The 14,307-nt window shown below is 67.5% G+C and carries 16 protein-coding genes; 10 read left to right on the forward strand and 6 right to left on the reverse strand.

Annotated features, from left to right (window positions below; genetic code table 11):
• Window positions 1-100: 100 nt before the first annotated feature.
• Together QU481_RS06095 and QU481_RS06100 are read left to right on the forward strand one after the other, a co-directional pair.
• A complete protein-coding gene (locus QU481_RS06095) occupies window positions 101-1,339 on the forward strand; it encodes an MFS transporter (RefSeq protein WP_289829037.1) in 1,239 nt (412 codons plus the stop codon).
• An 81-nt stretch (window positions 1,340-1,420) separates the two neighbouring features.
• Entirely contained in the window at window positions 1,421-2,599 is a 1,179-nt protein-coding gene (locus QU481_RS06100; protein ID WP_289829038.1) for a GGDEF domain-containing protein, read from the forward strand.
• Here QU481_RS06100 and QU481_RS06105 read toward each other — a convergent pair.
• Window positions 2,591-3,064: a hypothetical protein gene (locus tag QU481_RS06105; protein WP_289829039.1), complete on the reverse strand. Its 474-nt coding sequence runs from the start codon at window positions 3,062-3,064 to the stop codon at window positions 2,591-2,593. The genes QU481_RS06100 and QU481_RS06105 overlap by 9 nt on opposite strands.
• A gap of 116 nt (window positions 3,065-3,180) precedes the next feature.
• Here QU481_RS06105 and QU481_RS06110 point away from each other — a divergent pair, with 116 nt between their 5' ends.
• On the forward strand, window positions 3,181-4,548 hold the full coding sequence (locus tag QU481_RS06110) for an aminotransferase-like domain-containing protein (protein ID WP_289829040.1): 1,368 nt from the start codon (window positions 3,181-3,183) through the stop codon (window positions 4,546-4,548).
• Here QU481_RS06110 and ccoG read toward each other — a convergent pair.
• Window positions 4,515-5,876, reverse strand: coding sequence for a cytochrome c oxidase accessory protein CcoG (gene ccoG / locus QU481_RS06115; RefSeq protein ID WP_289829041.1), 1,362 nt, complete (start codon window positions 5,874-5,876; stop codon window positions 4,515-4,517). The genes QU481_RS06110 and ccoG overlap by 34 nt on opposite strands.
• Window positions 5,877-6,031: 155 nt before the next feature.
• Window positions 6,032-6,919, reverse strand: coding sequence for a LysR family transcriptional regulator (locus QU481_RS06120; RefSeq protein WP_289829042.1), 888 nt, complete (start codon window positions 6,917-6,919; stop codon window positions 6,032-6,034).
• Window positions 6,920-7,048: 129 nt separating this feature from the next.
• On the opposite strand from QU481_RS06120, the gene QU481_RS06125 reads away from it, so the two are divergent.
• The 4 genes from QU481_RS06125 to QU481_RS06140 all read left to right on the forward strand — a co-directional run bounded on the left by QU481_RS06125 (window position 7,049) and on the right by QU481_RS06140 (window position 9,215).
• Entirely contained in the window at window positions 7,049-7,459 is a 411-nt protein-coding gene (locus tag QU481_RS06125) for a DoxX family protein (protein WP_289829043.1), read from the forward strand.
• Between the two features lie 80 nt (window positions 7,460-7,539).
• Complete coding sequence (locus tag QU481_RS06130; protein WP_289829044.1) at window positions 7,540-8,313, forward strand: DODA-type extradiol aromatic ring-opening family dioxygenase; 774 nt, start codon at window positions 7,540-7,542, stop codon at window positions 8,311-8,313.
• Between the two features lie 204 nt (window positions 8,314-8,517).
• A complete protein-coding gene (locus tag QU481_RS06135) occupies window positions 8,518-8,727 on the forward strand; it encodes a hypothetical protein (RefSeq protein ID WP_289829045.1) in 210 nt (69 codons plus the stop codon).
• A complete protein-coding gene (locus QU481_RS06140; RefSeq protein WP_289829046.1) occupies window positions 8,724-9,215 on the forward strand; it encodes a hypothetical protein in 492 nt (163 codons plus the stop codon). Before QU481_RS06135 ends, QU481_RS06140 begins: the two co-directional genes overlap by 4 nt.
• A gap of 182 nt (window positions 9,216-9,397) precedes the next feature.
• Here QU481_RS06140 and QU481_RS06145 read toward each other — a convergent pair whose 3' ends face one another.
• A complete protein-coding gene (locus QU481_RS06145; RefSeq protein WP_289829047.1) occupies window positions 9,398-9,946 on the reverse strand; it encodes a YaeQ family protein in 549 nt (182 codons plus the stop codon).
• Between the two features lie 517 nt (window positions 9,947-10,463).
• On the opposite strand from QU481_RS06145, the gene QU481_RS06150 reads away from it, so the two are divergent.
• Both QU481_RS06150 and QU481_RS06155 read left to right on the forward strand, forming a co-directional pair.
• Entirely contained in the window at window positions 10,464-12,128 is a 1,665-nt protein-coding gene (locus QU481_RS06150; protein ID WP_289829048.1) for a DEAD/DEAH box helicase, read from the forward strand.
• 75 nt (window positions 12,129-12,203) lie between these two features.
• Window positions 12,204-12,449, forward strand: coding sequence for a DUF2164 domain-containing protein (locus QU481_RS06155; RefSeq protein ID WP_289829049.1), 246 nt, complete (start codon window positions 12,204-12,206; stop codon window positions 12,447-12,449).
• A gap of 306 nt (window positions 12,450-12,755) precedes the next feature.
• On the opposite strand, the gene QU481_RS06160 is transcribed toward QU481_RS06155, so the two are convergent.
• Complete coding sequence (locus tag QU481_RS06160) at window positions 12,756-13,088, reverse strand: DMT family transporter (RefSeq protein WP_289829050.1); 333 nt, start codon at window positions 13,086-13,088, stop codon at window positions 12,756-12,758.
• A 139-nt stretch (window positions 13,089-13,227) separates the two neighbouring features.
• On the opposite strand from QU481_RS06160, the gene arsC reads away from it, so the two are divergent.
• Window positions 13,228-13,578, forward strand: coding sequence for an arsenate reductase (glutaredoxin) (arsC, locus tag QU481_RS06165; RefSeq protein WP_289829051.1), 351 nt, complete (start codon window positions 13,228-13,230; stop codon window positions 13,576-13,578).
• A gap of 73 nt (window positions 13,579-13,651) precedes the next feature.
• Here the strand turns inward: arsC and QU481_RS06170 are convergent, their stop codons facing one another.
• Window positions 13,652-14,281 carry a LysE family translocator gene (locus QU481_RS06170; protein ID WP_289829052.1) on the reverse strand — a complete coding sequence of 210 codons (630 nt, stop codon included), beginning with the start codon at window positions 14,279-14,281 and terminating at the stop codon, window positions 13,652-13,654.
• Window positions 14,282-14,307 lie beyond the last annotated feature (26 nt).

Consider the following 14,307-nt stretch of genomic DNA (forward strand, 5'->3'; position numbering starts at 1 on the left):
CCGTGATGCGATTGCAAACCGTTACCACAATCCCGTGGCGTCGGCCGCGGCGGCGGAGTAGGCTTTGTTGGATTGTTCCCTGACGTGACTATCAGCCATCATGAGTAATCCCCCGCCTCCCGAATCTTCCTCACTACGCCACTTTCCGCTGTTCTGGCGCTTCTGGTTTGCCCGGGTCTGCCTGACCAGCGGTTTCCAGGTCCTCACCGTTGCGATCGGCTGGCAAGTCTACTCGCTGACGCATTCCGCGCTCGACCTCGGCCTGGTCGGCCTGTTGCAGTTCGTGCCGCGCGTGCTCCTGGTGCTGGTGACCGGCACCGTGGCCGACCGCTACGACCGGCGCCGCATCGTCGCCGTCAGCATGGCGGTGCAGGCACTGGTCGCCGCGCTGCTGCTGATGGGCAGTCGTCACTGGGGCTTCGCGACCAGCCGCGAGCTGATCTTCGCGCTGTCGGTGCTGATCGGCGTGTGCCGCGCGTTCGACATGCCGACGATGCAGGCACTGCTGCCGAACGTGGTGCCGCCACAGCTGCTGGCGCCGGCGATCGCCGCGGCCGCTTCGGCCAACGAGGCGGCAACGATACTTGCGCCGGCGCTGGGCGGTTTCCTGTACGCGATCGGCGCCGCCTTCACCTATGGGCTGGATCTGGCCATCTACCTGATCGGCATGGTGCTGGTCGCCACCCTCAATGCACGGCGCAGTGAGTCCGTGCGCGAGAAGCCCTCGTTCGATTCGCTGCTGGTCGGGGTGCGCTTCATCTGGAGTCGGCCGGACGTGCTCGGCGCGATCTCGCTCGATTTGTTCGCGGTGCTGCTCGGCGGCGCCACCGCGCTGTTGCCGATCTACGCCGGCGAGATCCTGCACACCGGGCCGTGGGGACTGGGGCTGCTGCGCTCGGCACCGGCGGTGGGCGCGCTGGCGATGTCAGCCTGGCTGATGCGCTACCCGGTGAGGCACCGGGTCGGCTACGTGATGTTCGCGGCGGTGGCGGTGTTCGGCCTTGCGACCATCGTGTTCGGTCTGTCCGAGCACTTTGCGCTGTCGCTGTGTGCGCTGGTGGTGCTCGGTGCCTCGGACATGATCAGCGTGGTGATCCGCAGCACCTTCATCCAGCTGGAGACCCCGGATGAAATGCGTGGCCGGGTCAGCGCAGTCAACTCGCTGTTCATTGGTGCGTCCAATCAGCTGGGCGAATTCGAGTCCGGCATCACCGCCGCGGCGTTCGGCACCGTGCCGGCGGTGGTGCTCGGCGGCGTCGGCACCCTGGTGGTGGTGGGGCTGTGGATGCGCTGGTTTCCGGCGCTGGCGCAACGCGACACGCTACAGCGGACGAGGTAAGCAAAAATAATTTGGCATTAAAATATCCTAGTCGTGCATCATGTCTTAATCACAAGATGATGATGCCGCCGGGGAGGCTTCATGTTCTGGATCGACAGCCCGACCAGTTATTTGATACAGACCTGCTACAGCGTGGTGGTAACGCTGACCATGCTGTTGCTGTGGCGCAGCAACCGCGGGGAAAAGGAGTTGCTGACCTGGACGCTCGGCGGCCTGGCCAACACGCTGTTTTCGCTGCTGGTGACGTATCGCGACCACCTGCCGCTGCTGTTCAGTGTGCCCGTGCTCAACAGTCTGTCGTTCGGCTTCGTGGCCGCATTGTGGTTCGGGCTGCGCCAGTCGCACGGCAAGACGCTGCCGTGGCGTGGCTCCGCGGCAGGGCTGGCGGTGGCACTCGCAGCGTTGCTTGCCGCCACGCTCGACGATCTACTGCGCGTCCGCTTGCTGGTGGCGACCATGACGATGCTGCTGCTATGCGCTGCGATGGCTTGGGAGGTCCGTTCGACGCGCCGCCTGCTCAAGTCGCCCGGTCATACCTTGAGTGCGCTGGTGCTTGGTCTCCTGATGGCCGTGTTTATCGTGCGTTTCGCCATGATCGTGGCCGCACCGGCCGACTTCGATCTGCGTGCCAACGCCAGCCAGCACGCACTGCAGTTCGCGGCCAACCTGCTGTTCTTCGCGCTGGTGCTTGGCGGGCTGTTGATCTCCAATGAAAAGCTGCTGTCTCGGATCGCCAGCCTGGCCGAGCGCGATGCGCTGACCGGACTCTACAACCGGCGTGCCCTGCTCGGCTTGGCCGAACGGCAGGTCGGGCAGCAGGCGCTGCTCGCGGTGCTGATGATCGACCTGGACCATTTCAAGACCATCAACGATCGCTACGGCCATGCTGGCGGCGATGCGGCGCTGCGCCAGTTCGCCGAGCGGCTGAGCCAGTGCTGTCGGCGCGGCGACCTGATCGGCCGCTATGGTGGCGAGGAGTTTTGCGTGGTGCTGCCGGGTACCTCCGTGAGCGAGGCACAGCGGGTGGCGGAACGCTTGCGCACGGCGATGGCTGCCGAACCGGTGGCGTTCGGTGAACACCGCATCGCATTGACGGTCAGCATCGGGCTGGCCTGCCTGCGTCCCGACCTTGACCGGCTAGAGCCGCTGCTGGCGGCTGCCGACGCTGCGCTCTACCAGGCCAAGCGGGGCGGGCGAAACCGGGTCGAGCTGGCCGGGCAACGGGTCGGGGTAGCGCCGCGGGAGATGGCATCAGTCTAGCGGCAGTCGCTCGACCAAGCGGCGCAGCGCGTCCTGCAGCGCCGCCGCGCTGCCATCAGCGATGTCCTGGCTGCCCTGCCAGTAGACGCTGCCGTCCGGGCGCTGCGCCACAAGCGAGGCCACCGGCACCATCTCGACGTCGTAGGCCCACCAAGCCCCGTAGCCCCAGTAGCCACCGCCCCATCCTCTTCCACCCCAACCGCCGTAGCCGACCCCCATGCCCGGGCTGGGGATGAGGCGTTGCTGAGCGTCGATGCGGAAGCACAGCCGCAACGTCGGGTGGTCGGTCTCCTCGTCGAAACCGCGCAGCAATAGCCGCAGGCGCAGCCAGTCGGCCAGGCTCTCGCTGCGGCCGACATCGGGCACGCAATCGAGCCGGTAGCTCGGTTCCGGGCCGCCGGCGGCCAGCGCCGGCAGGGCGAGCAAGAGCGCCGACAGGGCAATAGGCAGGATGGGTCGGAACATGCAGGACTCCTGATGTGGTACCGGGCCGCACAATGACGATGAGGGCCAGGTCTCGACGCGGCGGGTTCGGCGCTTCTCCGTTACACTCACCCGGCATGAGATCCGAACCCGTAGGAATGGCCAAGTTTGCCACGCTGGTGGAGTTTTTTGTGGCGGCGATTGAGCGCGGCAGCTACCGGCCGGGCGACGCGCTGCCGTCGCTGCGTGCCACCTGCACGACGCAGCACGTCAGCATGACCACCGCCAAGCGCGCCTACCACGAGCTGGAACGGCGCGGCTTCATCGAGGCGCTGCCACGCGCCGGCTTCCGGGTGGTAGCCGGCTCGGTGCCGTCCGCCGCCCAGCCGCCACTGGCAGCGTGGGGCTCGCCATTCGTCAATCCGGCGCTGTTCGACGGCCGTGCGCTGGCGCGCGCAGCGGCGCGAGCGCTTGTCGATTACCCGGCGGCACTCGCCGGGCTCGACGCGGCCGGCTTCGTCCCGCTGCGCCGCCAGCTGGCGCAGCGCTACCGGGCGCAGGGCGTGGCGCTCGACTGGGATCAGTTGATCGTCACTTGTGGTGCGATGGAGGCGCTGACGTTGGCGGTGCAGCTGGCGACGCGCGGCGGGCCGGCGCGGCTGGCGGTGGTGGTGCCGGCGTTCCCGGGGCTGCTCGGCCTGTTGGCGCAGTGGGGCATCGCGGTGCTGCCGCTGGGGCTGGATGCTGCCGGCGAGCTTGATCTCGCTCTGCTTGAGCGCGAGGCGGCGGCAGGCAGGGTCGCCGGCGTCGCGGTGATGCCGACCTTCCAGCATCCGACCGGCCAGTGCCTGTCCGAGGCGCAGCAGCGCGCGCTGCTCGACCTGGCCGAGCGCCACCAGCTGCCGATCATCGAGGACGACAGTTACCGCGAACTGGCGCTGGCCGGGCTGGCGCCGCCGCCGATGAAGGCGCTCGACCGTGAGGGGCGGGTGCTGTACTGCGCGGGCTCGTCCAAGGCGCTGGCGCCCGGCTACCGGGTCGGCTGGCTCGCGGCCGGGCGCTGGCACGAGGCGGCACTGCAGCTGAAGCAAAGCCAGACACTCGCCTCGCCGCTGCCGAGCCAGCTGGCCCTTGCCGAGCTGCTCGCGGGCCACGGCGAGGTGGCGGCGCTGGCGGGCCTGCGCGCCGCGTTGGCCAAACGGCTCGGGGCGATGCGCGCGCTGCTCGTCGAGCGTTTGCCGGCCGGCTGCGGCGTGAGCCGGCCCGCCGGCGGCTATTTCCTGTGGCTGACGCTGCCGACCGGTTTCGACATCGCCCGGTTGCAGCAGGCGGCGCTCGCGGTCGGCATCCACTTCGCGCCGGGCGAGCTCTGCTACCCGCCCGGCGTCCCGGTCGCGGCGCTGCGCCTGAACGCCAGCTACTACGAGCCGCAAAGCCAGGCCGACCTGCTCGGCTGGCTGGCGGACGAGATCGCTCGGCTGGCTAGCGGCGCCTATTCGCCGATGAAGCGCGATTCCTCGCTGTGACTGAGCGAGGGCTCGCTCAGCGACCTTACCGTGAAGCGGATCGGGTGGCTGCCTCCCCCGGCCGCGTCGGGGCTGGCCTGAACGCGTAGCTGCACGGTGCGGTCCGCCTGCGGCGGCAGGGTCAGCACCGGCGCGTCCGCCAGCCGGATTCCAGGCAGCCCGGTGACGCCCAACGCCACGCGCTGCACGGTACTCCGGGTGTTGACCAGATGCAGCGTGTAGCCGTTCTCCAGCCAGCCGTCCGGGGTTTCGCGCACCAGGAAGGCGCGGTCGCGCAGCACGTCGACGATGAACGGCGTGCGCAGCGCCAGCATCGCCGCGCTGGCGGCGAGCACCAGCAGCATCAGCGCCGAATACATCATCACCCGCGGGCGCAGCATGCGGCGCGGGATGTCGCGCTCGGCGACCCTGCCCGCCATGCTGTTCTCGGTGGCGAAGCGGATCAGCCCGCGCGGTGCGCCTAGCTTGTCCATCACCGTGTCGCAGGCGTCGATGCAGGCGGCACAGCCGATGCACTCGTATTGCAGGCCGGCGCGGATGTCGATGCCGGTCGGACAGACCTGCACGCACAGCCCGCAGTCGACGCAGTCGCCGCGTGCCGTGTCGGCATCGTGCTTGCGCAGCGCACCGCGCGGCTCACCGCGGACGGCGTCGTACGACACCACCAGCGTGTCCGGGTCGAACATCACGCCCTGGAAGCGCGCGTACGGGCACATGTGTTTGCAGACGCTCTCGCGCAGCCGGCCGGCCAGCAGGTAGGTGAAGCCGGCGTAGAACAGCAGCCAGAACCACTGCCAGCCGGTCAGCGCGCCGCCAGGCAGTGCCGCGGCGACCGTGCGGATCGGCACGAAGTAGCCGACCAGGGTGAAGCCGGTGACGAGCGAAAACGCGATCATCAGCCCGTGCGAGGTGGCTTTCAGCCGCAGCTTGCGCAGCGACCATGATGCCGCGTCGAGCGTCTGGCGTTGGCGCGGCTTGCCCTCCACCCAGCGTTCTATCCAGGTCATGATCTCGGTGTACACCGTCTGCGGACAGGAGAAGCCGCACCACAGCCGACCGGCCAGCGCGGTCCACCAGAACAGCGCGATCGCGCAGAAGATCAACAGCGCCGCCAGGTAGACGAAGTCCTGCGGCCACAGCGTCAGGCCGAACAGATGCAGCTGGTTGCCCGGCAGGTCGAACCACACCGCTTGGCGACCGCGCCAGGAGAGCCAGGGCAGGCCGAGGTAGACCAGCTGGGTGAGCAGCACGGCGACCACCCGCCAGTTGTTGAAACGGCCGCGGGTCAGCCGCGGGTAGATCTTGATCGGAATCGCTTGCGTGCTCATCGCGGCCTCGTCTTGCAAAGGAATGACCCGATGCTAGGCAGCGAGTCGGCCGGAGCAAAGACACAGACGGGGGGCGAATCAGGTACACAGCGGGTTTCACGTGGAACCGCCGCCGCAAAAAAAAGCTTTGAACAGGTTCGCTCTTTTCCGCCCGTTTACGGCGGCGCGGCGGCGAACGCGGCTTCTAGGAACTCCAGCAGCACCCTCACCTTGCGCGGCAGGTGCTGGCGGTGCGGATACAGCGCATAGAGCTGCAGCGACGGTAGCGGATAGTCGGTCAGGATTTCGACCAGCCGGCCGCTTGCGAGGTCGTCGCCGACCAGGAAGGTCGGCTGGCGGATGATGCCGAGACCGACGCGCGCCGCGTCGAGCAGCACATCGCCGTTGTTGGCCGAAAAGCCGCCCTTCACCGTCACCGTCCGTTCCGGACCGAACGTCCAGCGGTCGGCCGGCTGGCTCAGCGTGTAGAGCAGGCACTCGTGGCGTGCCAGCCCTTCCGGCGTCGCCGGTGTGCCGTGCTCGGCCAGATAGCCGGGCGATGCGCACACCACGATTCGGATCGGCGCCAGGGGGCGTGCGACCAGCGTGCTGTCGGCAGGGGCGTCGCTGATCCTCAGCGCCAGATCCACGCCTTCCGCCAGCATGTCGATGCGCCTATCGGTCAGCTCCAGTTCGACCGTGACCTTGGGGTAGCGCCGCCGGAACTTGGCGATCAGGCTGCCCAGATGGCGCAGCCCGAACGCCAGCGGCGCGTTGAGTCTCAGTGTGCCGGTCGGCTCGACGCTGGTCTGGCTCGCGACCGCTTCGGCCTCGTCGATCTGCGCCAGGATCACCTCGACCCGCGCCAGATAGTCGCGCCCCGCCTCGGTCAGCGCCAGCCGCCGCGTGGTGCGTTGCAATAGCCGGGTGCCCAGATGGCGCTCCAGCCAGTTCACGTACTTGGTCGCCATGCCGCGCGACAGCTGCAGCCGCTCGGTGGCGGCGGTGAAGCTGCCGCTGTCGGCTACCGCGTGGAACACCCGCATCGCGTTGACGAGGTCCATCGGGCCCTTTCCTATTGTTGCTAAATATTCAGCAATTTACTGCATTTTTGCGTGTTTATTGGTCGATGGGCAATGGTCTTTAATAGCGACATGCCGAACACGGCACCGACCACCCCCAAGGAGATTCCGATGATCGATTCCCGCACCGCCCCTTACGCCGCCTTCGTTCTGCGCCTGTCGCTCGGCGTGATGTTTCTGGCGCACGGCCTGACCAAGCTGTTCGTATTCACCCCGGCCGGCACGGCGCAATACTTCGCGTCGCTGGGCCTGCCGGCTCCGCTCGCCTATCTGACGATGCTGGCCGAAATCGGCGGCGGCGTGCTGCTGATCCTCGGCATCGCCGGCCGTCAGGCTGCCGCGCTGCTGGTCCCGCTGCTGCTCGGCGCGACCATCTTCGGCCATGCGCATAACGGCTGGTCGTTCACCAATCAGGGTGGCGGCTGGGAATACCCGGCGTTCCTGGTGGCGGCGGCGCTGACCGTGGCACTGCTCGGCGACGGCGCGTTTGCGCTGAAACCGCTGGCCCGCACGGCGAAGTAAGCCCCGTCAATGACGAGTAGAGTTACCAATAACCGTGCGGCGTCCCCTTCCGGATGCCGTACCCCTGCAAGGAGTTCACCATGAGCACGCGTTTTCCCACCCTGTTCCTGTCGCACGGCGGCCCATCTGTGCTGATCGACGGCTCGCCGGCACCGGCCGCATGGCGCAACTGGGCGGCGAGCCACCCGGTACCGCGTGCAGTGGTGATGCTGTCGGCGCACCGGCCGGCGCTGGCGCCGACGGTGACGAGCGTCGATAGCTGGCGCACCATCTACGACTTCCGTGGCTTTCCCGCCGAACTGTACGAGCTGTCTTACCCAGCGCCGGGCGACGCGGCGGTAGCCGAGCGGGTGCGCGAGCAGCTCGCCGCCGCCGGCATCGCCGTCGAGCCGGACCACCGCGATGGCCTGGATCACGGGGCGTGGGTGCCGCTGCTGGCCATGTACCCGGGGCACGACGTGCCGGTCGTTGCGCTGTCGGTGCTGCCGCGCGCCGATGCCGCCGCGCACTACGCGCTGGGTCGCGCGCTGGCGGGTCTCGCCGATGAGGGCATCCTCGTGATCGGCTCGGGCAGCCTCACGCACAACCTCTACGAGGTGATGTGGAACGACCCCGAGGTGCCGGCCTGGGTGAGTACCTTCCGCGACTGGATGCTGGCGAGGTTGGCCGAGGGCGACATCGATGCGCTGCTCGACTGGAAGGCGCGCGCACCGTACGCGGACGAGAACCACCCGACCGACGAGCACCTGCTGCCGCTGTTCTTCGCGCTCGGTGCCGGCGGCCATGATTCGACACTGTTTCACGCCGGTGTCGAGCACCGCTCGGTGGCGATGGACGCACTGGCGTTCGGCTGACAGCGGCCGGCTCGTCACGACAAATTAAGGGGTTGGCTTCGGCCAACCTTTTTTGCCATCGGCCGGTTTTTACGGCTTCTTTATGCCTATGGCAAAGTAATTTGCCGTTTTTTTACGGGCCATTCCCTAGCATTAACCCCAGAACAAGACGCGGCCGCGATCCGGCCGTTCGATGCGATGCATTGACCTTCTGGAGGTGTTGCGATGAGCCCCTGGCACTATTCTCCACTGCTATCCCGCCCCGACCTGCCGGCTGGGCAGGACGAGCATCTGTCGCTGAACCGGCTGCTGTTGGCCGAACGCCGCTTGCTGCTGTCGCGCCTGTCGACCGACTCTGTCGCGACGCCGAGGGGGCCGGCACCGCTCGGCTTGCTGCGGCGCCTGTGGTGCTGGTTGAACGGTGGCCGGGTATGAAGACATGGCGCCGGCTCGGCAGCCTGGCCTTATGGCTGGGGCTGCTGGCTTTATGGTTGTGGTTGCTGACAATCATGCCGAAGGCACAGGCCATGACCGGGCCAGGCCACTGCGGGTCGGTGCGATCGGCCGACAGTCGTGTCGCCGTCGCGACCCGTGACAGGGCCTTCGAGGCTGGCGAGACGACCGGATCGGAGCGGGGATGGCGCGACTGCCTGCCGGGCCCGCTCGAGCGCCTGCGCGAGCTGGGCGACACCGGCGTCGAATCGAACGATGGCCGCATTATGGTGTCCGGCGGCCCCGCCGCCACCGGCCACCTGCTCGGCCTGTTGGTGATTTGGGCCGGACAGGAGAGCCTGTTGATCGGCATGCTGCTCGACGAACCACGGAGGCCGCGTGGCACGGCGCCGCCCCCTTGCCGGGGCTGCCCTTCTCCTGTGTCGGCCGGTGCCGGCATCGCGGCCCCGTCGATCAGTCTGCGGGCGTAAAAAAACCGGGACTAGCGACTAATGCCGTTCACTTAAGGAAAAAGCACCGCCCACCAAGGTGGAAAAACGGTGCTTTTTTGTTACTTCCAAGCGTTCTTCGAAGCTAAAATCCGGACTGAACGGCTTAAGTGAACGGCATTAGGGACTAGCGACCCGGTTTTTCGTGTGGCGAGGATAAGGCCTCAGTGCTTCGCTTCCTTCAAGCGTACGAACTCGACCAGCACATTGCGGCCGGTGTCGGCAACCCACATCTGGCCGTCCTGCACGGTGACGGTCAGCTGCATGCTGCGCTCGACGAGTTCGACCAGTTCGGCCAACGTTGCCGGGGCGATGCTCCACACCTCGAGGTTGTCGAGCCGGTCGAGCTTGCCGGCGATCTGCGGCCACCACACCTCGGCGGCGCGGCCGCCGTAGCTATACAGCACTGCCTGCTCGGCGCGCGCGCTGGCTTTCTTCAGCCGCTTCTCGTCCGGTTCGCCCAGGTCCACCCACAGCTCGATCTCGTCCGCATAGTTCTTCTGCCACAGCTCCGGCTCGTCGTCGGCACACAGGCCCTTGGTGAACGTCAGCGTCTCGCTGGCATGGCGCGCAAACGCCACCAGGCGCAGCATCATCCGCTCCAGCGTCTCGGATGGATGCTGGGCGATGGTCAGGTTGTGGCTCGCGTAATAACCGCGGTCCATGTCGGCGATATTGAGGTCGGCTTTGTAGATGGTGGCTTTGAGCGCCATGAGTCGGGTTTCGCTGGTCGAAAGCCCGACAGTGTAGCGGGTTTGCCGGACGCTGGCTTGTGGCCGGAAGCCAGCCCACGATCTGCGGCACTCGGGTCATCCTGCGCTGAAATGAGCCCCAACATGCCGGTCTGTTTCGCCCCATTAGCCGTTTCGCCCGCGAGAGCGTCAACAGGCTTAACCCTCCACCGCCGGCAGCAGCGTAGGCGCGCCCAGGCCGAGTGGGGCGACGAGGCTCGGCCGGAGGGCGAGCAGCCGCTTGACCATGACAGACGGAGAGGAATGCCCCAAGCATTATGCGGTGTGTCTTGTATTTCATGGCTGACAATGAGGTTGCACGGAGTGGCAGGGTTTGCCGGGCGTGCACATTCCCCGGTAAACTGGCGGCCTTTCCCGCTTGATTCCCATTCCGACCGGTTGGCGGCCACTACGTCCCGCCATGCCCAAGCGCAATGTCTCTCACGATGGCTGAATGGGGGCCGCACCATGCGGCAGGCCGTCGCAGGATAGCTACAAGATGACCACCACCACTTTTGCCGACCTCGGATTGGCCGAACCGCTATTGCGTGCCGTCGCCGACACCGGTTACACCACGCCGACGCCGATCCAGGCGCAGGCGATCCCGCAAGTGATCCAGGGTGGCGACTTGCTCGCCGCCGCTCAGACCGGCACCGGCAAGACCGCCGGCTTCACCCTGCCGCTGTTGCACCTGCTGTCCGCCCAGCCGGTCAAGCGCGCCGGCCGCCCGCGCGCGCTGGTGCTGACCCCGACCCGCGAGCTCGCGGCCCAGGTCGAAGAGTCGGTGCGCACCTACGGCAAGTACCTGCCGCTCAAATCGATGGTGATGTTCGGCGGCGTTGGCATCAATCCGCAGATCGCCGCGCTGCGCAAACCGGTCGACATCCTGGTCGCCACCCCGGGCCGCCTGCTCGACCACGCCGGCCAGAAGACCATCGACCTGTCGGGCGTCGACATCCTGGTGCTCGACGAAGCCGACCGCATGCTCGACATGGGCTTCATCCACGATATCAAGAAGGTGCTGGCGCTCTTGCCGGCCAAGCGTCAGAACCTGCTGTTCTCGGCGACCTTCTCCGACGACATCAAGGCGCTGGCCGACAAGCTGCTCGACAATCCGGGCCTGGTCGAAGTGGCGCGGCGCAATACCGCCAACGAGCTGGTGGACCAGAAGGTGCACCTGGTCGACCGCGACAAGAAGACCGAGCTGTTGACCCAGTTGATCAAGGACGGCAGCTGGCAGCAGGTGCTGGTGTTCACCCGCACCAAGCACGGTGCCAATCGCCTGGCCGAGAAGCTCGACAAGAGCGGCATCCCGGCCGCGGCGATCCACGGCAACAAGAGCCAGAATGCCCGCACCAAGGCGCTGGCCGACTTCAAGAGCAACGACCTGCAGGTGCTGGTCGCCACCGACATCGCCGCGCGCGGCCTCGATATCGACCAGTTGCCGCATGTGGTCAACTTCGAGCTGCCGAACGTGCCGGAGGACTATGTGCACCGCATCGGCCGCACCGGCCGGGCCGGCGCCAGCGGCGAGGCAGTGTCGCTGGTGTGCGTCGACGAGCTGAAGCTGCTCAAGGACATCGAAAAGCTGATCAAGAAGCCGGTGCCGCAGTTCACCATTCCGGGCTTCGAAGCCGACCTGACCGTACCGCCGGAGCCGATCGTGCGTGGCCGTCAGCAGCAGGGTGGCCAGCGTCGTGGCGGCCACGCAGACGGGCGTGCGCCGCAGGGCCGCGGCAGCCACCAGCAGGGTCGCGGCAACGGCCAGGCCAAGGCCAAACCGGCCCAGCAAACGGCCAAGGCGCCGCAGGCCGCCAAGTCGGCCCAGCCGAGCAAACCGGCTCAGGCCAAGCCGCAGGGCCAGGCCAAGGCGCGCCAGGACGGCCAAGGCCAGCGTGACCGCGCACCGCAGGGCAAGGGTCAGCAGCAGCCGGCCGCCCATGCCGGCCAGCGTCGCGGGCCCAAGCAGCAGACCCAGCGCGGCGAGGCGAACGGCAATGTGATGCCGCCGCCGCCGCGCGAGGTGAACGGCAACGTGATCCCGGCGAAGAAACAGGACGTGAACGGCAACCGCGTCGCGTCGAACCCGCCGCGCGGCCGCCAGGGCGGTCGTGGCCATGGCCAGACCGCTGCGCTGTTCAGCGCACCGCGCAAGCCGCGCTAAGCACCCTGCCCGATCGCAACGCCCGGCTTGTCCGGGCGTTTGTTTGTCCGTCGGTGATCATTTGGAGAACAGTCCATGGCGACTCCCATCTGGCTAAGCCCGGCCCAGCTGGCCGAACTGGCCCCCGCGCTGCAGCGCAGGCTCGCCGCCGAGCACGACTGCGAACTCGGCGGCCTGGAAGTGCAGCAATTGCTTTGCTTCGTCGCGGAGCAGATCGGGCCGGCCCTCTACAACCGCGCCGTCCAGGATGCGCAGAAGGTGGTGGCCGAGCGCTTCGAGCGGTTGCAGGACGACCTGTGGCAGCTCGAGGTGACGTCGTAAGACGTTGGCCGTGCCCGGCGGCCATCCGTAGCGGCAGCGTGCCGCTCGGGATGCCGCTATCGCTCCTGGCCGAGCGAGGTGCTGTCGTGCGCCTCGCGCAGCGTTCAGCCCACTCCGTGCCAGAAACGCACGCCCATCTCAGAGCCTGTTCGATGTCTTTTTACGGCCAGCCCTACGGGGCCGTCCCTTGCCGGCGCATCGCGTTGTCGTTCGCCCCTGGCAGTGAACGACTCTGCGGCGGGACTCTCTCCTCGCGCTGCGCCGGCAGGGGACGACCGCCGCCGCAAAAAGACTTTGCACAGGCTCTCAGTGCGCGCTCATTTTCGAGAACAGGTTGAGCACCACCACGCCGGCGATGATCAGCGTGATGCCGGCGATTGCAGCAGGGTCCGGCTTCTGGCCGTACAGCAGCATCGCCGCCACCGTCACCAGTACGATGCCCAGGCCCGACCACAGCGCGTAGGCAATGCCGACCGGCACGGTCTTGAGCACTAGCGACAGCATCCAGAACGCAATGCCATAGCCGAGCGCGACCAAGATGCTCGGCCCGAGCCGGGAGAAGCCGTCGGTGGCCTTCAGCGAGCTGGTGGCGATCACCTCGGCCACGATGGCGATGGCGAGATAGGCGAAACCGTTCATGAGACTATCCTGATGTGCTAACCCGGCTACTGTGCCGGGTTTCGGCAGTGCTGACCAGCATCATGCGGCAGAGGATGGTGGCAGCGGCGCGGGGCGGCCGTTACACTGCAGCCATTCTGATCGTATCGAGGAGCCCGCCATGACCGTCCGTATCTATCACAACCCGCGCTGCTCCAAGTCGCGCGAGGCGCTGGCGTTGCTGGAGTCGCGCGGTATCGCGCCGGAGGTGGTCGAGTATCTGGCCACCCCGCCCGACGCCGCGACGCTGGCCGACTTGCTCGACAAGCTCGGCCTGGCGCCGCGCGAGCTGATGCGCCGCAAGGAGCCGGAATACGCCGAGCTGAACCTGGACGACCCGGCGCTCAGTCGCGAGGCGCTGATCGCCGCGATGGTGGCGCACCCGCGCCTGATCGAGCGGCCTATCGTGGTGGCCGGCGACAAGGTCGCGCTGGGCCGCCCGCCCGAGAACGTGCTGGCTATCCTGCCCTGAGCGGCAGCGCTTCGGCCGACGTCGGCCATGAAAAAGACCGGGCCTGGCCCGGTCTTGTCGTCTCCGCATTCGTTCAGCGCCCCAGCACTAGCTTCAGTCCGAGGCCGACGAACACCGTGCCGGCGACGCGGTCGAGCCAGCTGCCGACGCCGGGACGACGCTGCAGCCAGGCGCCGATCCGGCCGGCGCAGTAGCCGAGCAGGCCGAACAGCAGCGCCGCCTGCAGCGTGAACAACACGCCGAGCTGGGCGATCTGCCAGCCGGTGTGGCCGGCGCCGCTGTCGACGAATTGGGGCAGGAAGGCGAGGAAGAACAACACCACCTTGGGGTTGATCGAGTTGGCGATCAGCCCCTTGCGGAACAGCGCCCAAGGCGGCTCGGCACCGGCCGTCCGAGTCTGACCCATCCCGTCGCCGGCATGGCGGATCGCCTGCACGCCCAGATACACCAGGTACAGTCCGCCGGCCAGTTTCAGCGCGGTGAACGCCATCGGCGACGCCGCGATCAGCGCCGACACCCCGAGCGCCGCCAGGGCGGTATGGTTCAGGCAACCGGTCGCGCAACCGAGGCCGAACGCCATGCCGGCGCGGCGGCCGCGCGAGGCGCCGGTGCTCAGCACTAGCAGGTTGTCCGGACCGGGCGAGACGGTGATCAGCATTGCGACGGCGAGAAAACTCAGAGCTTGGTCGAGACTCAGCAGCATGGCGTGTATCCTGTGATAACGGGGTA

Origin of the sequence: Crenobacter oryzisoli (genome assembly GCF_030385785.1) — a bacterium.
In the GTDB taxonomy this organism is placed as follows: domain Bacteria; phylum Pseudomonadota; class Gammaproteobacteria; order Burkholderiales; family Chromobacteriaceae; genus Crenobacter_A; species Crenobacter_A oryzisoli.